Origin of the sequence: Microbacterium sp. NC79, assembly GCF_019061125.1 — a bacterium.
In the GTDB taxonomy this organism is placed as follows: domain Bacteria; phylum Actinomycetota; class Actinomycetes; order Actinomycetales; family Microbacteriaceae; genus Microbacterium.
This window is the reverse complement of sequence record NZ_JAHQYI010000001.1, coordinates 1,333,696-1,356,033: the sequence shown is the minus strand read 5'-3', so window position 1 is coordinate 1,356,033 and position 22,338 is coordinate 1,333,696. Positions and strand designations below refer to the sequence as shown.

Genomic DNA, 22,338 nt, shown 5'->3' with positions numbered 1-22,338 from the left:
CATTTAGCCTACCGGCTCGCCGCTGCCACCTTCTCGTACAACGCGCGGGTTTGCGTAGCGATCTGCTCCCAACTGAACTCTTCTGTGACCCGCTTTCGACCGGCGACACCGTACGCTGCCGCCTGTTCTTCATCGGCGAGTACCTCATTGAGTACTCGCGCCAAGTCTGCAACGTATGCTTCCGGATCAACGGGGGTGCCGGTTCCGTCTGCCACCTGCTCAATCGGAACCAGACGCCCGGTCACGCCGTCGACGACGACTTCCGGGATTCCTCCGGTTGCGGTGCCCACAACGGCCGCGCCACACGCCATGGCCTCCAGGTTCACAATGCCGAGCGGCTCGTAAATCGACGGGCACACGAACGTCGTCGCCGACGTGAGAATTGCGGAGAGCTCACGGCGCGGCAGCATCTCTTCGATCCAGACGACGCCGTCGCGCGTTGCGCGAAGGTCGGCGACGAGGCCGCGCACTTCGTCCATAATCTCCGGGGTATCAGGAGCCCCAGCGCACAACACGAGCTGCACGTCAGCAGAAAGCGACGCTGCCGCCCGCAATAGATACGGGAGCCCTTTCTGACGCGTGATGCGACCGACGAAAACAACGGAACGACGTGTCGGGTCGATGCCGAATCTGTCAAGCACCGCGGCATCGTGTACTGGCTGCCATTGGTCGGCGTCGATCCCGTTGTAGATGACGTGTACTTTCGCGGGGTCAAGATCGGGGTAGCTACGCAGGATATCGGCGCGCATTCCGCCGCTGACAGCGATCACGGCGGCGGCAGCATCGTACGCGGTTTTTTCGATATAGCTCGAGACGGCGTACCCGCCGCCCAGCTGTTCTGCCTTCCACGGTCGCATCGGTTCAAGGCTGTGCGCTGTGATGACGTGCGGCACTCCGTGCAAGAGGGAGGCGACATGGCCGGCGAAGTTGGCGTACCACGTGTGCGAGTGCACCACATCGGTTCCTGCCATATCGCTCACCATCGTGAGATCGACGCCGAGCGTTTGAATCGCGGCGTTCGCGTCGGCGAGTTCCGCAGGCACCGCGTACCCCGTGGTTCCGCCCTCTTCTCGCGGCGTACCGAACGCGCGCACCCGCACATCCGTGCCGGTATCGCGGAGTGAACGGACGAGCTCCGCGGCATGAACGCCTGCCCCTCCGTAGATGGCCGGTGGGTACTCTTTCGTGACAATGTCAACGCGCATGACTCGAACGCTAGTACATCAGCGCCGCTCCCCCTAGATTGGTGACATGCCAGCTGCACCAAAGATTCTGGGAATCGTCCTCGCTGGCGGCGAGGGCAAGCGTCTGATGCCTTTGACGGCCGACCGGGCGAAACCCGCGGTTCCGTTCGGCGGGCAGTACCGCCTCATCGACTTTGCGATCTCGAACCTGATCAATTCAGGGCTCCGCCAGATCGTTGTGCTCACGCAGTACAAGTCGCACAGCCTTGACCGCCACATTTCGCAGACCTGGCGCATGTCGGCACTGCTGAACTCGTATGTGGCGTCTGTGCCCGCGCAGCAGCGCCTGGGCAAGCGTTGGTATATGGGTTCGGCCGACGCCATTTTGCAGAGCATGAACCTCATCAATGACGAAAAGCCCGACTACGTCGTCGTCATCGGAGCGGATCACGTGTATCGCATGGACTTCCAGCAGATGCTCGACGCCCACATCGAATCGGGTGCCCGCGCGACCGTTGCGGGTATTCGTCAGCCCATTGGTATGGCCGATCAGTTTGGCGTCATCGACGTTGACCCGGAGCACCCGACGATGATTCGCGAGTTCTTGGAGAAGCCGAGCGACGCCACCGGACTCCCGGATGCACCACATGAGGTTCTGGCGTCGATGGGCAACTACATTTTCAATACCGACGCGCTGATTGAAGCGGTTGAAGCAGACGGCGAGTTCCCCACCTCAAATCACGATATGGGTGGCGATATCGTGCCCTACTTCGTCGGTCGCGGCGAAGCGGGTGTCTACGACATGGTGCGCAACGAGGTTCCGGGTTCTACGCAGCGCGACCGCTGGTACTGGCGCGACGTCGGAACCATTGATTCCTTTTACGACGCACACATGGACCTCATCTCCACCCTGCCGATCTTCAACCTGTACAACATGGAGTGGCCGATTTTCTCGCAGGCAGTGAACTCGCCGCCCGCGAAGTTTGTGCGCGATGGCATCGGCCGAATGGGCAATGCGCTCGACTCGATCGTGTCGCTCGGGTCGGTGATGAGCGGAACACACCTGGAAAGCAGTGTGGTGGGTCCGTGGACCCTGGCAGATGGCGGCTCCATCATTCACTCCTCCGTGTTGTTCGACAACGTAAATATCGGCAGCAATGCCCGCGTTGAAAAGGCCATTCTCGACAAGAATGTGCGGCTTTTGCCTGGCGCCACCGTCGGTGTCGATCGCGATCGCGACCTGGCGCGCGGGTTCACGGTGACGGACTCGGGCATCACGGTCGTCGGTAAGGGCACCATCGTCGAGCCGTAACTGATTCTCAGAGCGGGGCACGGGGCGGGTAGGCTCGCACCGTGCCCCGCTCTCTTGTTGTCCTTGACGCCGATTCCACCCTCATCCAGAACGAAGTCATTGAACTTCTCGCCGATGAAGCCGGCCGCGGCGCCGAAGTCGCTGCGGCAACCGAAGCCGCGATGCGCGGCGAGATTGACTTCGCGACCAGCCTGCGCAACCGGGTCGCTGCCCTTGCGGGTGTTCCGGTCACCGCCTTTGAACGCGTGCTTGCGCGGGTGAGCCCGACGCCTGGCGTCCGCGAGATGATCGAAGCCGTGCATGCTCGCGGCGGGATCGTCGGCGTCGTTTCCGGCGGGTTCCACGAAATTCTTGACGTTGTCGCGCCCGACCTCGGCGTCGATGTCTGGCGTGCCAATAGGCTCGCTGTCGACAACGGCGTCCTGACCGGTGACGTCGACGGTGAGATCGTTGATGGCGCCGCAAAGGCACGGTGGCTACAGACCTGGGCGCAAGAGTACGGTGCCACCGCAACGTTTGCGGTAGGCGACGGCGCCAACGACCTTCAGATGATGGGAGTCGCTGACCTCGGCCTCGCCTTCAACGCGAAGCCGAAAGTGCGTGAGCAGGCAAGCCTCGTGGTCGATCGCATCGATCTGCGCGAGATTCTCCCGCTCATCCCTTAGTTCGCTCCTACCCTCCTACCGGGTATGCAAAGAGGGTCCGCACGTCGCCGTGCGGACCCTCTCTTCTTTGCAGAACTAGTGGCCCATGCCCAGGCCGCCGTCAACCGGAATGACGGCACCAGAAATGTAGGCAGCGTCATCCGAAGCGAGCCATGTGACGACGCCGGCGACCTCATCGGGCGATGCGAAACGGCCAGCCGGAATGCTCTTCTTGTACTCCGTCTGCGTGGTTTCAGGCAACGCTGCGGTCATATCGGTCTCGATAAAGCCGGGAGCGACCACGTTGGCGGTGATGCCGCGCGAGCCGAGCTCGCGCGTCAGCGATCGTGCGAAGCCAACGAGCGCTGCCTTGGACGATGAGTAGTTGATCTGGCCGGCGCCGCCGTAGAGACCCACGACGGACGAGATCAGAATGACGCGTCCGAACTTCGCCTTCAGCATGCCCTTGGAAGCACGCTTGACGACGCGGAAGGTTCCGCCGAGGTTCGTGTCGACGACGGTGTCAAAGTCTTCTTCCGACATGCGCAAAAGCAGCATGTCGCGAGTAATACCCGCGTTTGCAACGACGACCTCAACCGGGCCGAGCTTCGCCTCGACCTCGGTGAATGCGGCGTCGAGTGCAGCCGAGTCGGTGACGTCCGCCCGTACTGTGAGCGTGCCTTCCGGGCCTTCACCTGAGCGAGCAGTGACAGCGACCCGGTACCCGTCGCGCACGAAGCGCTCCGCAATGGCGCGGCCAATGCCGCGGTTTCCTCCAGTTACCAAGACAACGCGAGACGCGGACATGATTCAGCCTCCGAATAGGGATACAACGTCAACAGCCTAGTGGGCGCGGATGCTCGGCCCCGTAATCGCGCGTATCCTGGAGGTACCGTGAAGAAACGCCACATTACCCCGTCTGCGACCTCGCTTCCGGTCGCCCCGCGCACGGAAGCAGACGGTCGAGTGCGCCAGTACGTCATCACCATGACGATCCGTACCGTGTGCGTGGTTCTGGTTTTCGCGGTGCAGCCGCTGGGATGGTGGACGTGGATTTTCGCGCTCGGCGCCGCTTTCCTCCCCTACATCGCCGTCGTCTTCGCGAACACGCCTGCACCAGAAGAAGCTGCCGGCATTGAATCTCCTGAGCGGCAGATTTCGGCGCCTGCGCCCACAGTCGATACCGCACCTCAGGTTCCGACGGTCATTCAGGTCAACGAGACGCCACGGCCGTCACTGCCTGCACCCAAGTCACAGGAGTCGGCGTGATTGGATTCGCACCGCCCGCCGACACTTGTTCGCGTGCGGGGTGTCGCGCGCAAGCCACCGTACGCTTGGTGTGGAGCAACCCGCGCATCCATCGCGATGGACGCACCAAAACCTGGCTCGCTTGCCCCGAGCATGAGAACTATCTCGAAGAATTTCTTCGCGCCCGCAACTTCCCGGTTACGGTCAGCCCGCACACCTCCGAAGGAAACGTTGATGAGTAAGAACCCGTTCATTCGCTGGACGATCTACCTCGTCATCGCCCTGATCTTCGCCATCGTGTGTGGCTTTCTCGCAAACTGGCAGTTCTCCCGTAGTGACGAGCGCAACGGCGAGATCGCGCTCGTTGAGCAAAACTATGACCGCGAGCCGGTTCCGTTTGACGAAGCCGTCCCGAATGCGAACGTCTTCGATCCGAACACCGAATGGCTCCCCGTGACGCTCGAGGGTCAGTACCTCGCCGACGAGCAGATCCTCGCCCGCAACCGCCCGCACGGCGGCAGCAGCGCCTTCGAGGTGCTCGTGCCGTTCCAACTCACCGATGGCCGCATCATCATCGTGAACCGCGGTTGGGTCGCCCCCGGCGAAGGAACGTTGCCTGATGTGGTTCCGGAACCACCCAGCGGCGAAAATGTCAGCGTCGTTGTGCGTCTGCGCCCGTCAGAAGGTGTCCCGCGCACCGGCATCGGTGCGAACGAGGGCGAGTATCTGACGTTCAAGTCCATTAACCTCCCGACGATCGCGGAACACACCGGGGAGAACACCGTTACGTCGGTATACGGCCTCATGGTGAGCGAAAACCCCGCAGTCGCCGACGTTCCGCGACAGGTCGAGCCGCCGACGGAAGACCCGGGTCCGCACCTCTCCTACGCGATCCAGTGGATTCTGTTCGCGCTGATGGGGTTCATTTTCATCGTGTACATCATTCGCACGGAACGCGCACAGCGCCGCGAGGAAGCTGGCGTCGCCACTGTCAAGGTCAAGCGCCGCCGCGACAAGGACGCCGAGCAGGAAGACGCGCTGCTGGACGCCTAACCCGCCGCACGCACGCTCTCACAGGCCGATAAAACGAGGAGGCGGTTCCGGGAATCACTCCCGGAACCGCCTCCTGATTTCGCTCAGCGACTACGCGAGCGCAATGAGGTCTTGGTATTCCTTGTTCCAGATGTCTTCAACGCCGTCGGGCAGAATCAGGACACGCTCGGGGTTGAGAGCAGCGACCGCGCCCTCATCGTGCGAGACCAAAACCACGGCGCCCTCGTAGTGCGCGAGCGCACCCAGGATCTCCTCGCGGGAAGCGGGGTCGAGGTTGTTCGTCGGCTCATCGAGCAGCAGCATGTTCGCGCTGGATACGACGAGCGTTGCAAGCGACAATCGGGTCTTCTCACCACCGGAGAGAACGCCAGCAGGCTTGAGAACGTCATCGCCGGTAAACAGGAACGATCCGAGCACTTTACGCGCTTCGGTCTCATTAATGTCTGGCGCTGCCGACATCATGTTTTCCAAAACGGAACGCTTCACGTCGAGGTTCTCGTGTTCCTGGGCGTAATAGCCGATCTTCAGGCCGTGACCCGGCTCCAAGGTTCCGGTGTCTGGCTTGTCAACGCCAGCGAGAATGCGCAGCATGGTCGTCTTACCCGCACCGTTCAGGCCGAGAATGACGACGCGCGATCCGCGGTCGATTGCGAGGTCGACGTCGGTGAAAATTTCCAGGGAACCGTACGACTTGGATAGTCCCTGAGCCATGAGCGGTGTCTTACCGCAGGGCGCGGGCTTCGGAAAGCGTAGCTTGGCGACGCGGTCAACCTGGCGCACCTCATCAAGACCCTGCAAGAGCTTTTCTGCGCGGGCCACCATCTGGTGGGCAGCCGCGGCCTTCGAAGCCTTCGCACCGAACCGGGCAGCCTGCAGCTGGAGCTGGGTTGCCTTCTTCTCGGCGTTCGCGCGTTCCTTCTTGCGGCGATCCTCATCGGCAACACGTTGGCGAAGGTAGTTCTTCCAATTCATGTTGTACAGGTCGATGGTCTGTCGGTTTGCATCGAGGTAGAAGACACGGTTCACGGTCTCCCCCACGAGCTCAACGTCGTGGCTGATCACAATCAGGCCGCCACGGTAGGTCTTCAAGAAGTCGCGCAGCCACACGACGGAATCGGCGTCGAGGTGGTTGGTGGGCTCGTCAAGGATCATCGTCTCGGCATCGCTGAACAGAATGCGTGCGAGCTCGATACGACGGCGCTGACCACCGGATAGTGTCTTCAGCGGCTGGTCAAGAATACGGTCAGGCAACGACAGGTTGTGTGCGATCGACGCCGCTTCCGCTTCAGCTGCGTAGCCGCCGAGCGCTTCAAAGCGTTCCATGACATTCGCGTACTTGCGCATGGCGCGCTCGGCGATGGCGGGATCATCCGATGCCATCTTCGCGCTGTGCTCCGCCATGCTGACCTGCAGCGAGCCGAGGCCGCGAGCGTCGAGGATTCGCGTGCGTGCCAACATTTCCGGGTCGCCGGTGCGGGGATCCTGCGGCAGGTATCCGAGTTGACCGGAACGAGTGACGGAACCATCAGCAGGAATGAGATCGCCAGCGAGTACTTTCGTCAGTGTCGTCTTGCCAGCACCGTTGCGGCCGACGAGACCAATCTTGTCGCCAGGGCCCACGCGGAAGGTGACGTTCTCCATCAGGAGGCGGGCACCGACGCGAATCTCCAGACCTTGTACGGCAAGCACAGCGAAATCTCGATTCTTTTAACGAAGGGGATAACTGGGCGATCATGCCCAGCGCCCTAGTCTAGTTCGCGGTGACTCCCCCTCTGACCAAAAACCTGTGACAGGAGAAGATCTGTGAGCACTCTCACCGTTTCCACCCGACTCCCCCTTGCGGAGGCGTTACCTCGGCCCACGACGCGCGCCCGCGCTCTCGCCCTCGATGCCGCACTGATCGCGACCGGCGCGATGACCGTCGCTCTGCTCGCGCAGGCCGAGATTCCGCTCTGGCCCGTCCCGATCACCGGGCAGACGCTCGCCGTCGTACTGGTCGGCGCGGCGCTGGGCGTCCGCCGTGGTGGGCTGGCCCTGCTCACCTACATGCTGGCGGGGCTGGCAGGGTTCCCCGTCTTTGCCGGGTTCTCTGGCAGCATCGCGGCGCTGGCCTCCCCCAGCTTTGGCTTTATCATCGGCTTCATCCCGGCGGCGATGGTGGCGGGCTACGCCGCGCAGCGCGCGTGGGATCGCCGCCCGCTACTGGCGTTTGCCGCGTTCGTGGGTGCGAGCGTCGTTCCGTTCCTCGTCGGCGTGCCCTACATGGCCTTCATCCTGAACGGCGTGATGGATGCAGGCCTCTCGTTTGAGGAGATCTTGGCCGCCGGTGTGACGCCGTTCATCGTCGGTGGCGTCATCAAGGCGGCGGTCGCCGCCGCCTTGATCCCGCTCGCGTGGCGCGGCGTCACGGCGGTTGAGCGTCGCCGCGACTAACCCGCACTATGCGAATGGCCGCCCGGTTTCCGGGCTGCCATTCGCATATCGTGACTCATTCTTATGACGGCTGCCCAGGTTCCGCAATCCGTGACATCCGCAGTCCAGGAACCAGGGCGAGCGCTGCCAGCAGAGTGGCGGCAATGAAGACCATGCCGAAGGCCAACCCTGCTGATCCTAGAGAGATGAAGATGAGGCCCATCAGGGCGATGGCCGCAGACGAGCCCAGGGAATCTGAGATCGACAGGGCCGCCGAGTTGAAACCCTGGTTCTCCGTGGACGAGTACGCGAGTGTCAGCACGGTCAGGCGCGGATAAATGAGCCCAACGCCTCCGCCTGCAAACATCCACGCGGTGATCAGCACGAAGGCGGGCAAATGGAGGAGCGCCGTCACCGCACCCGTGATCGTGGCGAACGCGAGGAGGGAGATTCCGATCACGGCAATGCGTTTGTTGCCCAGCCGGTCGCCATAGCGGCCCTGCACTTCAGCGGCCACGGCCCACGCGATCGCCGCAACGGTGAGGGCGAGCCCCGCCATCGTCGGGCCAAAGCCATACTGTGTTGTCAGCAAAAGCGGCACGTAGACCTCGGCGCCGAAGAGGGTACCGGCGACCAAACCGCGCATCACGATGACGGCAGGTAGGCCGCGCCCGGCAAGGAGTGTGCGTTTCGGGAGTAGCGGGCGCACCGCGATGGCGAGAGCGATGAGCGCGGCACCGGCAATGATCCATCCGATGACGGCACCGTAGTCAGCGGTTACTCGGCCGGTGAGGCTGAGCACGACGGCCAGTGCAGCGACGACGATGGCAAGGCCGAGGCGGCGGGCAACGGAGGGGGAACCAGACCCTTGTTCCGCTGCGCTGAGATCGACCTCGCGGAGGCGTGTTGCGACCAGAATGAAGGCGAGCACCGTCAGGACGGCGACGCCAAGGAACACCCATCGCCAGTGCAGGTACTCGGCAACGGCGCCCGCAAGGAACGGGCCGATGAGGCTCGGGACCACCCACGCGGCCGAAAACAGCGCAAAGACGCGGCCATGCAGGTCGGACGGATAGACCCGCGCGACGACGACATATAGCGCGACCGTCTGCCCGCCGATGCCCAGCCCCTGAATAAGGCGGCCGAGCACCAGAAGCTCCATCGTGTCGGCAAACCCGGCAATCAACAGCCCGGTTGCGAAGAGGGCGACAGCGGCGTAGAGCGGCGCCACTGGCCCCGAGCGATCGCTCCATAATCCGGTGACCACCATGCCGATGACGCTCGTCGCGAGCGTGCCGGCAAACGCGACAGCGTAGAGTGATTCTCCGTCGAGGTCGGCGCTGACGACCGGCATGACGGTTGTCACGGCGAGCGATTGAATCGCTGCCAGGAAGACCAGCGCGACAGCGCCCAGCGTTACCCAGCGGTAGTTTTCACTCCACAGGCTGCGCGCCGCGTTCACAGCGCGGCTGCGATGCGAGCAAAAGCCTCGTGCAGAATCTCCGGTGATGTTGCAAAGTTCATGCGCACGTGGCGCTCGCCCTCGGGGCCAAACGTCGGCCCGGAGTTCAGGGCCACCTTGGCGTTGTGCAGCAGGTATTTCGAGGGATCGCCCTCGATGTGGGAGCGTTGCATGTTGATCCAGGCGAGGTAGCCGGCATCAGGCACGCGGTGTTCTGCGCCTGGCATGCTGGCAACGCCGTCCGCAACGATCTGGCGGTTCTGTTCTAGCGTGACGAGCAATGAGTCCAGCCATGCGTCGGACTCTTCGCTGTATGCCGCGATTCCAGCGATCACACCGAACAGACCGGTGCGCCATTCCACTTCCATCGGAAGGGAGGCCAGAATCCGGGCAGGTTCGCGGGCGGCCGTCACCATGGCAGCGGTCTTGAGGCCGGCCAGGTTGTACGCCTTGCTCGCGCTCGTGACGGTGAAACCGCGTGCGGCCGCCTCATCTGAGGCTGTCAAGAACGGCGTGTAGTCAATGCCAGGGCGAACCAGCGGAGCATGAATTTCGTCACTCACGATCCAGGCACCGTACTGCGCAGCCAGCTTCGCAAGCGCAGCCAGTGCCTCTCGCGTGTGTACGGTTCCGGTCGGGTTATGCGGGTTGCACAGCAGCATCGCTTTCGCGCCCTGCCGGAATGCCGCCTCGATGCCATCAAGGTCTAGTGCCCACCCCGCGTCTGTGACGTGCAGTGGCACGGAACGAACGGTTCCGCCCGCCTCCGTGACCGTGTCGTAAAACGGCGGATACACCGGCGGCGTGATCACCACGGCGTCTCCTGGCGCGATGACACCGCGCAAAATTTCAACGAGTCCCATCACCACGTCCCCCGTCGTGCGCACGTGCGCGGGGTCAACCTTCCAGCCGAAGCGCCGTTCATGGAACTCGGCGAAGGTCTCCTGGTAGGCGTGACGGGGCGGGGTGTAGCCGGTGTCTCCGGTGGCGACGGCCTCCGCTAGCACCCGCGTGATGGCGGGTGCTAGCGGAAAGTCCGATTCCGCGACAAACAGCGGCAGGACATCGTCGGCGTAAGAACGCCACTTCGTGCTGGAGCGGCGGCGAAGCTGCTCGATGGGCAGCGCAGTCAGTGGCGTTGCTGCCATGTCAGATCGCGAAACCCAGGGCACGCATCATGTCGCGCCCGTCGTCGGTGATCCGTTCTGGGCCCCACGGCGGCATCCATACCCAGTTGATGCGGTATTGGTCAACGACGCCGTCCAGGGCTTCCCCTGTCTGTGCTTCGAGGACATCCGTCAACGGGCACCCGGCGCTCGTCAGCGTCATGTGAATGATGAGAGCATCGTTCTCGTCATCCCAGCTGAGGTCATAAATCAGGCCGAGGTCGACGACGTTGACGTTGAGCTCAGGATCCATCACATCCTTGAGAGCTTCCGTCACCTCGTCGTACTTCTCGGGGGCCAGTGCACTCATAGTGTGATCCTACGCCTCGACGGGAGCGTCGGCCGGGGTCTCCGCGGGGAAGTATCCCTCGTAGCCCTCGTTCTCGAGGCGGTCGGCGAGCTCAGGGCCACCCTCTTCAACGATCTGGCCCTTGACCATGACGTGCACGAAGTCGGGCTTGATGTAGCGAAGAATACGCGTGTAGTGCGTGATCAGGAGCACGCCGAGGTCGGTTGCTTCCTTCGCACGGTTCACGCCCTCAGAAACGATCTTCAGGGCGTCAACGTCAAGACCCGAGTCGGTCTCGTCAAGAACAGCCATCTTGGGCTTGAGTAGCTCAAGCTGCAGGATCTCGTGGCGCTTCTTTTCACCACCGGAGAAGCCCTCGTTGACGTTACGCGCGGCGAACTTGTTGTCCATGCGCAGAGCCTTCATCGACTCCTTGACGTCCTTCGTCCACGTGCGCAGCGACGGTGCTTCGCCGTCGATTGCGGTCTTCGCGGTACGCAGGAAGTTCGTGACGGTGACGCCGGGGATTTCTACCGGGTATTGCATCGCGAGGAAGACGCCAGCGCGAGCGCGCTCGTCAACCGACATCTCCAGAACGTCTTCACCATCAAACGTGATGGTTCCGCCCGTGACGGTGTACTTCGGGTGGCCGGCGATCGTGTACGCGAGCGTCGACTTGCCCGAGCCGTTCGGGCCCATGATGGCGTGGGTCTCACCGGTCTTGATGGTGAGGTTGACGCCGTTAAGGATCGGCGTGGTTCCTTCATCGGTCTCGACCGTTACGTGCAGGTCGCGGATCTCGAGGACAGACATTAAATTTCCTTCGTTACGGAGGGGTCAATGAGCACGTCGTCACCGTCGATTTCGACGACATATACCGGGACGGGCTCGAAAGCGGGGAGGTTCAGCGGCTTGCCTGTGACAAGGGAGAATGCGGAACCGTGGGCCCAGCACTCAACCGTGTCGCCTTCAACAAAGCCATCTGCAAGTGAGATTTCGCCGTGCGTGCAGGTGTCGCCGATGGCGTGCACCACGCCATCGCCGTCCTTCACGACACAGATCGGAACATCGTCAATGACGACGCGCAACGCGGCGTCTTGCTCGAGTTCGCTATACGAACAGGCGCGGGTTGCGCTCATGCCGACAAACCATCGGTGAGCTCGACCTGAATCACGTCGAAGAGTTCTTCTTCCAAGGTCGGCACGCCGATCTTCTGCACGATCTCGCCGAGGAAGCCCACGACAACGAGGCGGCGTGCCTCGTCTTCGGAGATTCCACGCGACTGCAGGTAGAACAGCTGCTCATCATCAAAGCGGCCGGTTGCCGATGCGTGACCGGCTCCCTGAATGTCGCCCGTCTTGATTTCCAGGTTCGGGATGGAGTCAGCGCGAGCACCCGTGGTGAGCACCAGGTTGCGGTTGGCTTCGTACGAGTCGGTGCCGACAGCGTCCGGCCCGATGAGCACGTCACCGATCCAGACGGTGCGAGCCGTGGCGCCCTGCAGAGCACTCTTGTAGAGCACGTCGCCCGTGGTGTGTGCTCCCTTGTGGAACATGTACACCTGGCTTTCGAGGTGCTCCCCCGGGTCTGCGAACGAGATGCCGAGGAGCTTGCCTTCGGAACCGGTGCCGTCGAGTTCGACAGACGGGTTCACACGCACGACGCCGCCAGACAGGCTGGCAACGATGTGCGTGAGCTTCGCGTCCTTGTCAACGCGCGCCTGGTGGGCGGCAGCGTGAACGGTCTCTTCTTCCCAACGCTGCACCGTGATGACGCGGAGGTCGGAACCATCGCGCGCGATGATTTCAACGTTCTGCGCGTAGGTGGCTGCGCCCTTGTGGTCGAGGATGACCGTGGCGTGTGCGTTCGGCATCGCCTCAATGACGATGTGCGCGAATGCGGTGCCTTCGGCGCTCTGGCCGTTGATCGCAATCGTGATCGGCTCGGCGACCTCTTCGTTCGCGGGAATGCGAATGTGGAGGGCGTCTTGCGACTTCTGCCATGCCAAAGCCGCCATGCGGTCTTCCGGACGGAAGAATTCGCCGCGAACCGGAGCGTCGAGACCAACGCTCGGCACGATATACGTTTCAGGCGTAATCGTGTAGTCGACGGAGTCCGACGCGACGGCGTCGACGTTCAGCAGCGGCTGCAGGCGGTTGACCGGCGAGTGCTTGTAGTTGACCTCTTGACCCGTCGGGTTCGGGAAGTCAGTGGGTTCAAACGACGTCGGGCGTTCAGAGCGCGTCTGAATCGGAACCACGGGTGCGTCGTGAGTAAGAATGTTTGATGCCAGCGTTTCGGTTGCGGTTGACATTTAGCCGACCGATCCTTCCATGCCCATCTCGATGAGCTTGTTCAGTTCCAGCGCGTACTCCATGGGCAGCTCACGTGCGATGGGCTCGATGAAGCCGCGCACGATCATTGCCATAGCTTCGGTCTCTTCGACGCCGCGGCTCATGATGTAGAAGAGCTGCTCTTCGCTCACCTTCGAGACCGTGGCCTCGTGGCCGAGGATGACGTCATCGACACGAATGTCGATCGCGGGATACGTGTCTGAGCGTGACTGGGTGTCGACCAGAAGGGCGTCACACACCACGGAGTTCGACGAGTGGTGGGCGTTGGCGTCAATACGAACCTCGCCCCGGTAACCGGCACGGCCACCACCACGAGCGATCGACTTCGACGTGATCGATGACTGCGTGTACGGAGCCATGTGGATCATCTTTGCGCCAGCGTCCTGGTGCTGGCCGGGGCCAGCAAACGCGACGGACAGGGTCTCGCCCTTGGCGTGCTCACCGGTAAGGAAGATCGACGGGTACTTCATCGTGACCTTCGAGCCGATGTTGCCATCGACCCATTCCATGGTTGCGCCCTCGTGTGCGATGGCACGCTTGGTCACCAGGTTGTAGACGTTGTTCGACCAGTTCTGGATCGTCGTGTAGCGAACGCGAGCGTTCTTCTTCACGATGATCTCGACGACAGCCGAGTGCAGCGAGTCCGACTTGTAGATCGGCGCGGTGCAACCCTCGATGTAGTGCACGTAGCTGTCTTCGTCAGCGATGATGAGCGTGCGCTCAAACTGGCCCATGTTCTCCGTGTTGATACGGAAGTAGGCCTGCAGCGGAATCTCCACGTGCACGCCCTTCGGGACGTACACAAACGAGCCACCCGACCACACGGCCGTGTTGAGAGCAGCGAACTTGTTGTCGCCAGCCGGAATAACGGTTCCGAAGTACTCTTCGAAGAACTCGGGGTGCTCGCGCAGTGCCGTGTCGGTGTCCATGAAGATGACGCCCTGGGCCTCAAGGTCTTCACGGATCTGGTGGTAGACCACCTCAGACTCGTACTGTGCGGCGACACCGGCAACGAGACGCTGACGCTCAGCCTCGGGGATACCGAGGCGCTCGTAGGTGTTGCGAATGTCTTCAGGCAGGTCTTCCCATGACTGGGCCTGCTTCTCCGTCGAGCGCACGAAGTACTTGATGTTGTCGAAGTCGATACCCGACAGGTCAGCACCCCACGTCGGCATCGGCTTGCGACCGAACAGCTGGAAGCCCTTGAGACGGGTCTTCAGCATCCACTCGGGTTCAGCCTTCAGTGCCGAGATGTCACGCACGACGTTTTCGTTAATACCGCGGGCAGCGCTTGCGCCAGCGGCGTCGGCGTCGTGCCAGCCGAACTCGTACACCCCCAGCCCTTCGAGCTCGGGACGGTCAATGAGCACATCAGACATGGCGTCACACTCTCCTTATGGCCTAGCGGTGTTATCCGCTCCGGTCGCACTCCCCCGCGTTTACGTGGGAGTTGCCGTCGGGCCTTTCTTTGCGGCGTCCAGAAGACGCCTACACTTGAACGCAAGAGCCGCGCTTTTCGCGATCTTGCAACCCTTCGATTCTACAGGTTCCGCTGGCCCCTTTGGGCGGAACCGGAGGCTTCATGACTGACATCGTCACCCCGGAGACGGCTTCTGTTCGCCCTGGAGGGCGAGAGCGCTCCTTCCTCGGCTTGCCCACCACGTTTAGTAAGCCGGTACGCGTGTTCGCGTGGCTGTCGTTTATCTTCGAGGTGTTCATCATCGGAACCGGTGGCGCGGTGCGCCTGACCGGTTCTGGCCTCGGATGCACCGAGTGGCCGCTGTGTACGCCGGAGTCCCTGGTTCCGACTCCGGAGCAGGGCATTCACGGCCTCATTGAGTTCGGCAACCGCACGATCACCGGCGTCGTCGGAATCCTGGCGCTTGTCGTGCTGCTGTTCACGCTGCACATCATCGGCGGGCGCCGCTCCGTCATCAACATGCTGTGGTTTGCGCTGGGTGGAATCACGACGGGCCTCGTGGCTTACGTTATCGCTGCGCTGGCGGGCGTGCCTGCCTTCCCGTTCTTCTCCGCTGGTCTTTTGCTCGTCGCCATCATCGGCGCGGTGCAATCAATTCGCACGATTCCTGGCCGCAAGGATCTCCCCGTGTTGGCATGGATCGTGTTGGTCGGTGTCATCGCTCAGGCTTTCGTCGGCGGCATCACCGTTCTCACCGAGCTGAACCCGTTTATCGTCGGCTTCCACTACGTCGCTTCGTTGCTGCTGGCCTGCGTGACGCCGGCGTACCTCGTGCGTATGTATCAGGGCGAGGCAGCCCGCGAACGCGTTGTTCCGTCGTGGTTTGCGATCTTGACGCATGTCACGGGCTTGGCGCTCGCGCTGACAATTTTCTTCGGCGTGTTGACCACCGCATCGGGCCCGCACTCGGGCGATGCTGATGTTGCTCGCAACGGATTCGACGCCACCGTTCTTGCCCACGTGCACTCGTGGCCCGGATATATCCTCACCGGCCTGCTCGTTGTTCTGATGATCGCGGCTTGGGCGCAGCGCCTGCCGGTACACACCTGGCTGATCGCGCTCGTCGTGGTTGTTGGCGTGCAGGTTATGGTCGGCGTCTGGCAGGCTCGCGAAGGCTTGCCGCCGCTTCTCGTTGGTATTCACATGGTGCTCGCGGCCCTCGCCGCTGCCGCGTATACCGCGATCGTGCTGAAGCTCAAACGCCCCGTCACGGTCGACACTCTCGCCGCCTAACGCGCTACTTCTTCGTGTGCCGCTCGGATTATCCGGGCGGCACACTTCTTTTGCGACACGCGCTCACCCGCCACGCGTATCGAAACCCCACCCCCGGGGTTCTGCAGCCCGGGTACGCCAGCCCTGGTTCCGCAGCCCCGCTTCCGAGGGCCCTTGGCTCGCAAGCTTCCTCCGCGGCCCCGCTTCCGAAGCCTGGGTTCCACTTGCCCTGGTTCCGCCCCTGGACCTCAGTCTTCCTCGACGGGTCGGCCCAGTTATGCATGAACGATTTCAGTTATGCATGAGCGGACGGCCGTTCATGCCCGAAAACACAGCGTGTCGCCGGTCTTTGGGGAGTTTGCTCATGCGTAACTGCGGAGGCTCATGCATAACTGGGAAAACCGGAACCACGGGAGGAGTAGGCAGCGTACGGGACCACCCGGGCACGAGCGCGGAGTCATCGGCGGTGAAGACCGAACCGTGAAACGCAAAACGGCCGCCCACAAAAGTGAGCGGCCGTTTGAGAACCCGTTAGAACGGGAGTAGCGGGTCGACGGCAATCGCGACGAAGAGCAGCGTGAGGTACGTGATCGAGGCGTGGAAGACACGCATCGGAGCCGCGTTTGCGCCCTTCACTGCCTGGTTGTAGAGGCGGTGTGACTCGTACAGGAACCAGCCGCCGAACACGAGAGCTGAGACGGTGTACACGACGCCCATGCCCGCAACCGGGATCAGCAGGAGTGAGCAAGCAATCGTTGCCCACGCGTACAGAATGATCTGGAGGCCCACCTGGTGGGTCGGACGCGTGGCGCCCAGCATGGGCACGTGCACCGAACCGTAGTCTTCCTTGTACTTCATCGACAGCGGCCAGTAGTGCGGCGGCGTCCAGAGGAAGACCACGATGAACAGGATGAAGGGCGTCCACGACAGCGATCCGGTGACGGCAGTCCATCCGATGAGCACCGGGAAGCATCCCGCGATCCCGCCCCAAATGATGTTCTGTTCGGTACGACGCTTCAAGATCAACGTGTAAATCACGACGTAGAAGAAGATCGCCACGACAGACAACGTGGCGGCAAGCCAGTTCGTGGTGAGCAAAAGCCACACGGTGGAGACAACGGCAAGCACCCACGAGAAGATAAGCGCGTTGCGCGGCGATACTTCCCCGGTCACAATGGGGCGGTTCTCGGTGCGCTGCATCTGCGCGTCCATGTCACGGTCGATGTACATGTTGAAGGACGCGGCGGAACCAGCACTCATGGCTCCGCCGATGACGGTTGCGATCATGAGCCATACGTTGGGCACGCCGTCTTGCGCGAGGAACATCACAGGCACGGTCGTCACGAGCAAAAGCTCCATGACCCGCGGCTTCGTCAGTTCCACATACGCGCGGATCGTTTTACCGAGGCTGAGCTTCGCATTCGCCGGTGCGGCAGATGTCGCAGTCAGGTGGATCGCCCCCTTAGGACGTGAGAGATTTGTGCGCACGGCAGAAAGCACACACGCAACTAGTCTACCGCGATACGAACGCGGTCTGGTCTTGTCACAAAGACACAATCAGCGCCGCGCACCAGCGCTAGTCGCTATGCTGAAATGACATACACGCGTTCAGCGAATTCCCCTTAATTTCTGACTAATTAGGGCACGTTTGGGTTGAGCGCACCTACTTTTCGGGAGGGCGGTCCGGGTGTCGGAACTGCGTTGGGAAGAGATCGATAAGCGCGCTGTAGATACGGCACGCGTACTCGCTGCGGATGCTGTGGAAAAGGTTGGCAATGGCCACCCTGGCACCGCGATGAGCCTGGCGCCCGCAGCGTACCTGCTGTATCAACACGTCATGCGCCACGACCCGGCAGACACTGACTGGCTTGGTCGCGACCGATTCATCCTGTCGGTTGGTCACTCCTCGCTTACGCAGTACGTGCAGTTGTACCTCGGCGGATTTGGTCTCGAACTTGATGACCTCAAGTCATTGCGCACGTGGGGCTCATTGACCCCAGGCCACCCTGAGTACGGTCACACCAAGGGTGTCGAAATCACGACAGGTCCGCTCGGTCAGGGCCTCGCCTCGGCTGTGGGCTTCGCTTACGCTGCTCGCTACGAGCGCGGTCTGTTCGACCCTGAGGCAGCGGCAGGAACCAGCCCGTTTGACCACTTCGTCTACGTCATCGCTGGCGACGGCGATCTGCAGGAGGGCGTCACGAGCGAGGCTTCGTCGCTCGCTGGCCACCAGCAGCTCGGTAACCTCATCGCGATCTACGACTCGAACCAGATCTCGATTGAAGACGACACGAACATCGCTTTCACGGAGGATGTCGCTGCTCGCTATGAGTCCTACGGCTGGCAGGTGCTGACGGTCGACTGGAAGAAGACAGGCCAGTATGTCGAAGACGTCGCCGAACTGAACGCGGCAATCGACGCGGCCAAGGGTGAGACAGACAAGCCGTCACTCATCATCCTGAAGACGATCATCGGTTGGCCGTCGCCCGGCAAGCAGAACTCGGGCAAGATCCACGGTTCAGCGCTCGGCGCTGACGAGCTGGCTGCCACGAAGAAGGTTCTCGGCTTTGACCCCGAGCAGACGTTCGTTGTTGCAGACGATGTCATCGCGCACACTCGCCAGTTGCAGGAACGCGCAACCGCCACCCGCGCCACGTGGCAGGAAGCGTTCGACGCATGGGCCGCGGCAAACCCGGAGCGTAAGCAGCTTCTTGACCGCCTCGAAGCAGGCGCCCTCCCCGAGAACATCGCAGACTCTCTTCCCGTGTTTGAATCGGGTAAAGACGTTTCGACGCGTGCCGCTTCCGGCACCGTGTTGAATGCGCTTGCTGCCGAGCTTCCCGAGCTGTGGGGTGGTTCCGCCGATCTCGCAGAGTCGAACCTCACCACGATCAAGGGCGCCAAGTCGTTTGTTCCGACGCAGTGGTCAACGCACGAGTGGTCGGGCAATGAGTACGGCCGTGTGCTGCACTTCGGCATCCGTGAGCACGCCATGGGTTCGATCCTGAACGGCATCCGCCTGCACGGTAAGACACGCCCCTTCGGTGGCACGTTCCTGATCTTCAGTGACTACATGCGCCCGGCCGTTCGCTTGGCCGCGCTGATGAACGTCGCCGCGATCTACGTGTGGACCCACGACTCGATCGCCCTCGGTGAAGACGGCCCGACGCACCAGCCTGTTGAGCAGCTGGCGTCGCTTCGCGCAATCCCGAACCTCAACGTCGTTCGCCCAGCCGACGCGAACGAGACAGCGGTTGTCTGGCTCGAGACGCTTCGCCGCGATGGCAGCCCGACCGGTCTTGCCCTGACGCGTCAGAACGTTCCCACGTTCGCGCGCGGCGAAGGCGAAGCCAGTGGCGACACGTTCGCATCCGCACAGCTCGCTGCCAAGGGTGCTTACGTGCTGGCCGAAGCGCAGAACGGAACCCCAGACGTCATCCTGATTGCCACAGGTTCCGAGGTTCAGCTTGCTGTCTCCGCCCGCGAGACTCTGGCTGGCGAAGGCATCAACGCCCGCGTGGTTTCCGCTCCGTCGCTCGAATGGTTTGCTGAACAGTCGGCTGAATACCGCGAGAGCGTTCTGCCTGCTGCGGTCAAGGCGCGCGTTTCGGTGGAAGCCGGCATCGCAATGCCGTGGCACGCCATCGTCGGTAGCACCGGCCGTTGTGTGTCGCTCGAGCACTTCGGCGCAAGCGCCGACTACAAGACCCTCTTCGAAAAGTTCGGCATCACGGCAGAAGCTGTCGTCGCAGCCGCACGCGAAACAGTTAAGGAGAACGCATGAGCACTCCCACCCAAGACCTCGCTGCAGCGGGCGTCAGCATCTGGTTGGACGACCTCTCGCGCTCACGCATTGTGAGCGGCAACCTGGCCGAACTGATCGAAAGCCGCACCGTGTCGGGCGTCACCACGAACCCGACCATCTTCGCTGGTGCCATTGGCAACGGCGGCGAAGACTACGCGGCGCAGCTTCACCAGCTCGCCGCTGACGGCGTGTCTGTCGACGACGCCATCATCGCGGCAACGACCGACGATGTCCGGGCAGCAGCCGACATTTTCCGCGGCGTGTACGACGCAACGAACGGTGTCGACGGTCGCGTGTCGATCGAGGTCTCCCCCGACCTCGCACACGACACGGACGGAACCATCGCCCAGGCCGGTCTGCTCTGGCAGTTGGTGGGTCGCGACAATGCGCTCATCAAGATCCCGGCCACCAAGGCGGGCCTTCCCGCGATCACCGCGACGATTGCCGCTGGCATCAGCGTCAATGTCACGCTGATCTTCAGTCTCGAGCGTTACAGCGAGGTCATCGAGGCGTACATTGCTGGTCTCCAGGCGGCGCGCGAAGCGGGCCACGATTTGTCCAAGATCCACTCCGTCGCTTCGTTCTTCGTCTCGCGTGTGGACACCGAGGTAGACAAGCGTCTCGCGGCGATCGGAACCACGGAAGCACTTGAGCTGAAGAGCAAGGCGGGTCTCGCAAATGCGCGCCTCGCCTACGAACTGTTCGAGCAGCGCTTCGCGGCAGCAGACGCCAAGGAACTGGTTGCGGCAGGCGCCAACGCACAGCGCCCGCTGTGGGCGTCTACCGGCGTGAAGGACCCTGCTCTGCCTGACACGCTCTACGTCACAGAGTTGGTCGCGGCAGGCACCGTTAACACCATGCCGGAAAAGACGCTGGAAGCGACGTTCGACCACGGCGTCATCAGCGGTGACACCATCACGACGAACTACGCAGGTGCCCACGACCTCATGGCAGCACTGGCGAATGTCGGCATTGACTTCGCCGATGTCACCCAGCTACTCGAAGACGAGGGCGTTGAGAAGTTCATTGCCTCGTGGCAGGAGCTCAAGGAGACCGTCCGCATGGCACTGGAGGCCGCCAAGTGAGCGCCACCGAAGTTCACCTGACCGGTTATCCGGCCGAGGTCGCCGCGGCAGAGTTGCCCGCGCTCGTAAACGACATGGTCGCCTCCGGCATTACGGCGCAAAACGCCGAACTGTGGGGCGAAAAGTCGGTCTCCGAGGCGTCAATTCGACTCGGTTGGGTTGAAGCCGTCAGCGTATCGACCCCACTTGTCGCTGAGATCAAGGCTCTGCGCGACAAGCTGACCGCTGCCGGTGTCACGCGCATCGTTCTCGCTGGTATGGGCGGCTCATCGCTTGCCCCCGAGGTCATCACCCGTACGGCGGGTGTGCCCCTTGTGATTGTGGACTCGACGGCACCTGGCCAGGTTCTCGCTGCCCTTGATGGCGACGAGAATGGCTCACTCGCGCAGACGGCGCTCGTCGTCTCGTCGAAGTCCGGCTCGACGGTGGAAACCGACTCTCAGCGCCGCGCGTTCGAGGCAGCGTTCCGCGACCTCGGCATTGACCCGACCGAGCGCATCATCATTGTGACCGACCCGGGCTCGCCGCTCGATGCGTCGGCTCGTGAGGCGGGCTACACGGTTTTCAACGCCGACCCGAACGTCGGCGGTCGCTATTCCGCGCTTACGGCCTTCGGACTGGTTCCGTCTGGGCTCGCCGGCGTCGACATCGAAACCCTCCTGCGCGAAGCAGATTCGGCCCTCCTCGAGGTGTCGATCGACTCGATCGAAAACCCTGCGTTGCGGCTCGGCGCCGCCATCGGAGGCTCGCTCAACGGCAGCCGCAAGGACAAGCTCGGCTTGGTTCCGGATGGCACCGCGATCGTCGGCCTGCCTGACTGGATCGAGCAGCTCATTGCGGAGTCGACAGGCAAGGAAGGCACCGGCATTCTGCCTGTCGTCCTGACGTCGCTCTCCCCCGAGGTCGATAACACGCCGCACGACGTGCAGATCGTTCGCCTCGTGGAAGACGCGGAGCACCTGCGTCTGTTCGAACGCCACAAGGGCGAAATTCTGGTTTCGGGTTCGCTTGGCGCACAGCTCGTGCTGTGGGAGTACGCCACGGTGATCGCTGGCCGTCTGCTCGGCATCAACCCGTTTGACCAGCCCGATGTGGAGTCGGCAAAGGTCGCGGCACGTGCGCTGCTGGATTCGCGACCGGAACCAACGGAGCCGGCTTTCGTTGAGGCGGATGTTGAGGTGCGTGCGAGCGACGCAACTCTCACCGCGAGCGGAACCCTCAAGGGCACGCTTGACGCACTGTATGCGGCTCTCCCTGCCGACGGATACGTCTCGATTCAGGCCTACGTGAATCGCCTCGAGTTCCCGCAGCTTGAGGGCTTGCGCGACATGATCGCTGCCGACACCGGTCGCCCCGTGACGTTTGGATGGGCGCCGCGATTCCTGCACTCCACCGGCCAGTATCACAAGGGTGGCCCCGCACAGGGCGTCTTCCTGCAGATTCTGGAGTCGGATAGTGTCGACGTCGAAATTCCGGAGCGTCCGTTTACATTCGGTCAGCTGATCCAGGCGCAGGCCGCCGGTGACGCCGCCGTTCTTGCCGAGCACGGTCGCCCCGTCGTCACCTTCACACTGAGCGATTCCGGTGACGACGTGCTTGACCTGTTTCAGGCTGTCGACGACTGACTCAAAC

The 22,338-nt window shown here is 62.5% G+C and carries 21 protein-coding genes; 10 read left to right on the top strand and 11 right to left on the bottom strand.

The genetic code is table 11. The features are described from left to right. Window positions 1–8 precede the first annotated feature (8 nt). Window positions 9–1,205 carry a glycogen synthase gene (gene glgA, locus KTJ77_RS06060; RefSeq protein WP_217337553.1) on the bottom strand — a complete coding sequence of 399 codons (1,197 nt, stop codon included), beginning with the start codon at window positions 1,203–1,205 and terminating at the stop codon, window positions 9–11. Window positions 1,206–1,251: 46 nt separating this feature from the next. Between glgA and KTJ77_RS06055 the strand changes: the two genes are divergently transcribed. Together KTJ77_RS06055 and serB are read left to right on the top strand one after the other, a co-directional pair. Continuing rightward, entirely contained in the window at window positions 1,252–2,496 is a 1,245-nt protein-coding gene (locus tag KTJ77_RS06055; RefSeq protein WP_217337552.1) for a glucose-1-phosphate adenylyltransferase, read from the top strand. A gap of 41 nt (window positions 2,497–2,537) precedes the next feature. After that, on the top strand, window positions 2,538–3,161 hold the full coding sequence (gene serB, locus KTJ77_RS06050; protein WP_217337551.1) for a phosphoserine phosphatase SerB: 624 nt from the start codon (window positions 2,538–2,540) through the stop codon (window positions 3,159–3,161). 75 nt (window positions 3,162–3,236) lie between these two features. Here the strand turns inward: serB and KTJ77_RS06045 are convergent, their stop codons facing one another. Further along, window positions 3,237–3,947, bottom strand: coding sequence for a beta-ketoacyl-ACP reductase (locus tag KTJ77_RS06045; protein WP_217337550.1), 711 nt, complete (start codon window positions 3,945–3,947; stop codon window positions 3,237–3,239). An 87-nt stretch (window positions 3,948–4,034) separates the two neighbouring features. Here KTJ77_RS06045 and KTJ77_RS06040 point away from each other — a divergent pair, with 87 nt between their 5' ends. From KTJ77_RS06040 to KTJ77_RS06035, 3 genes are read left to right on the top strand one after another with little or no spacing between them, the layout of a single operon-like run. Continuing rightward, entirely contained in the window at window positions 4,035–4,409 is a 375-nt protein-coding gene (locus tag KTJ77_RS06040; protein ID WP_367948844.1) for a DUF3099 domain-containing protein, read from the top strand. Further along, entirely contained in the window at window positions 4,409–4,630 is a 222-nt protein-coding gene (locus KTJ77_RS13695; RefSeq protein WP_367948899.1) for a hypothetical protein, read from the top strand. The genes KTJ77_RS06040 and KTJ77_RS13695 overlap by 1 nt, the downstream gene beginning before the upstream one ends. Beyond that, window positions 4,623–5,441, top strand: coding sequence for an SURF1 family protein (locus KTJ77_RS06035; RefSeq protein ID WP_217337549.1), 819 nt, complete (start codon window positions 4,623–4,625; stop codon window positions 5,439–5,441). Before KTJ77_RS13695 ends, KTJ77_RS06035 begins: the two co-directional genes overlap by 8 nt. A gap of 90 nt (window positions 5,442–5,531) precedes the next feature. Here KTJ77_RS06035 and KTJ77_RS06030 read toward each other — a convergent pair whose 3' ends face one another. After that, window positions 5,532–7,130 (bottom strand): ABC-F family ATP-binding cassette domain-containing protein, encoded by a 1,599-nt coding sequence (locus KTJ77_RS06030; RefSeq protein ID WP_367948843.1) that lies wholly within the window; start codon window positions 7,128–7,130, stop codon window positions 5,532–5,534. A gap of 114 nt (window positions 7,131–7,244) precedes the next feature. Between KTJ77_RS06030 and KTJ77_RS06025 the strand changes: the two genes are divergently transcribed. Continuing rightward, on the top strand, window positions 7,245–7,874 hold the full coding sequence (locus KTJ77_RS06025; protein ID WP_217337548.1) for a biotin transporter BioY: 630 nt from the start codon (window positions 7,245–7,247) through the stop codon (window positions 7,872–7,874). Between the two features lie 61 nt (window positions 7,875–7,935). Here the strand turns inward: KTJ77_RS06025 and KTJ77_RS06020 are convergent, their stop codons facing one another. From KTJ77_RS06020 to sufB, 7 genes are read right to left on the bottom strand one after another with little or no spacing between them, the layout of a single operon-like run. Continuing rightward, window positions 7,936–9,315: an MFS transporter gene (locus tag KTJ77_RS06020; RefSeq protein ID WP_367948842.1), complete on the bottom strand. Its 1,380-nt coding sequence runs from the start codon at window positions 9,313–9,315 to the stop codon at window positions 7,936–7,938. Further along, window positions 9,312–10,463: a MalY/PatB family protein gene (locus KTJ77_RS06015; RefSeq protein ID WP_217337547.1), complete on the bottom strand. Its 1,152-nt coding sequence runs from the start codon at window positions 10,461–10,463 to the stop codon at window positions 9,312–9,314. Before KTJ77_RS06015 ends, KTJ77_RS06020 begins: the two co-directional genes overlap by 4 nt. A gap of 1 nt (window position 10,464) precedes the next feature. Beyond that, window positions 10,465–10,791: a metal-sulfur cluster assembly factor gene (locus KTJ77_RS06010; protein ID WP_217337546.1), complete on the bottom strand. Its 327-nt coding sequence runs from the start codon at window positions 10,789–10,791 to the stop codon at window positions 10,465–10,467. A 9-nt stretch (window positions 10,792–10,800) separates the two neighbouring features. Further along, window positions 10,801–11,583, bottom strand: a complete 783-nt coding sequence (sufC, locus tag KTJ77_RS06005) for a Fe-S cluster assembly ATPase SufC (protein WP_217337545.1) — start codon at window positions 11,581–11,583, stop codon at window positions 10,801–10,803. After that, window positions 11,583–11,909, bottom strand: a complete 327-nt coding sequence (locus KTJ77_RS06000; protein ID WP_217337544.1) for a non-heme iron oxygenase ferredoxin subunit — start codon at window positions 11,907–11,909, stop codon at window positions 11,583–11,585. Before KTJ77_RS06000 ends, sufC begins: the two co-directional genes overlap by 1 nt. Then, on the bottom strand, window positions 11,906–13,084 hold the full coding sequence (sufD, locus tag KTJ77_RS05995; RefSeq protein ID WP_217337543.1) for a Fe-S cluster assembly protein SufD: 1,179 nt from the start codon (window positions 13,082–13,084) through the stop codon (window positions 11,906–11,908). Before sufD ends, KTJ77_RS06000 begins: the two co-directional genes overlap by 4 nt. Next, window positions 13,085–14,503, bottom strand: a complete 1,419-nt coding sequence (sufB, locus tag KTJ77_RS05990; RefSeq protein ID WP_217337542.1) for a Fe-S cluster assembly protein SufB — start codon at window positions 14,501–14,503, stop codon at window positions 13,085–13,087. Between the two features lie 203 nt (window positions 14,504–14,706). Between sufB and KTJ77_RS05985 the strand changes: the two genes are divergently transcribed. Then, window positions 14,707–15,837 carry a heme A synthase gene (locus KTJ77_RS05985; protein ID WP_217337541.1) on the top strand — a complete coding sequence of 377 codons (1,131 nt, stop codon included), beginning with the start codon at window positions 14,707–14,709 and terminating at the stop codon, window positions 15,835–15,837. Between the two features lie 510 nt (window positions 15,838–16,347). Here the strand turns inward: KTJ77_RS05985 and KTJ77_RS05980 are convergent. Further along, on the bottom strand, window positions 16,348–17,265 hold the full coding sequence (locus KTJ77_RS05980; protein WP_217338358.1) for a heme o synthase: 918 nt from the start codon (window positions 17,263–17,265) through the stop codon (window positions 16,348–16,350). 238 nt (window positions 17,266–17,503) lie between these two features. On the opposite strand from KTJ77_RS05980, the gene tkt reads away from it, so the two are divergent. The 3 genes from tkt to KTJ77_RS05965 are packed head-to-tail and all read left to right on the top strand — an operon-like array spanning window position 17,504 to window position 22,331. Continuing rightward, window positions 17,504–19,600: a transketolase gene (gene tkt / locus KTJ77_RS05975; protein WP_217337540.1), complete on the top strand. Its 2,097-nt coding sequence runs from the start codon at window positions 17,504–17,506 to the stop codon at window positions 19,598–19,600. Further along, window positions 19,597–20,706 (top strand): transaldolase, encoded by a 1,110-nt coding sequence (gene tal / locus KTJ77_RS05970; RefSeq protein ID WP_217337539.1) that lies wholly within the window; start codon window positions 19,597–19,599, stop codon window positions 20,704–20,706. Before tkt ends, tal begins: the two co-directional genes overlap by 4 nt. Next, window positions 20,703–22,331: a glucose-6-phosphate isomerase gene (locus KTJ77_RS05965; protein ID WP_217337538.1), complete on the top strand. Its 1,629-nt coding sequence runs from the start codon at window positions 20,703–20,705 to the stop codon at window positions 22,329–22,331. The genes tal and KTJ77_RS05965 overlap by 4 nt, the downstream gene beginning before the upstream one ends. Window positions 22,332–22,338: the final 7 nt, after the last annotated feature.

Bases quoted from the DNA above. Each gene is read 5' to 3' on its own strand.
- glgA (WP_217337553.1), bottom strand. From the start codon at position 1,205: ATGCGCGTTGACATTGTCACGAAAGAGTACCCACCGGCCATCTACGGA.
- KTJ77_RS06055 (WP_217337552.1), top strand. From the start codon at position 1,252: ATGCCAGCTGCACCAAAGATTCTGGGAATCGTCCTCGCTGGCGGCGAG.
- KTJ77_RS06045 (WP_217337550.1), bottom strand. From the start codon at position 3,947: ATGTCCGCGTCTCGCGTTGTCTTGGTAACTGGAGGAAACCGCGGCATT.
- KTJ77_RS06035 (WP_217337549.1), top strand. From the start codon at position 4,623: ATGAGTAAGAACCCGTTCATTCGCTGGACGATCTACCTCGTCATCGCC.
- KTJ77_RS06015 (WP_217337547.1), bottom strand. From the start codon at position 10,463: ATGGCAGCAACGCCACTGACTGCGCTGCCCATCGAGCAGCTTCGCCGC.
- KTJ77_RS06010 (WP_217337546.1), bottom strand. From the start codon at position 10,791: ATGAGTGCACTGGCCCCCGAGAAGTACGACGAGGTGACGGAAGCTCTC.
- sufC (WP_217337545.1), bottom strand. From the start codon at position 11,583: ATGTCTGTCCTCGAGATCCGCGACCTGCACGTAACGGTCGAGACCGAT.
- KTJ77_RS06000 (WP_217337544.1), bottom strand. From the start codon at position 11,909: ATGAGCGCAACCCGCGCCTGTTCGTATAGCGAACTCGAGCAAGACGCC.
- sufD (WP_217337543.1), bottom strand. From the start codon at position 13,084: ATGTCAACCGCAACCGAAACGCTGGCATCAAACATTCTTACTCACGAC.
- sufB (WP_217337542.1), bottom strand. From the start codon at position 14,503: ATGTCTGATGTGCTCATTGACCGTCCCGAGCTCGAAGGGCTGGGGGTG.
- KTJ77_RS05985 (WP_217337541.1), top strand. From the start codon at position 14,707: ATGACTGACATCGTCACCCCGGAGACGGCTTCTGTTCGCCCTGGAGGG.
- tal (WP_217337539.1), top strand. From the start codon at position 19,597: ATGAGCACTCCCACCCAAGACCTCGCTGCAGCGGGCGTCAGCATCTGG.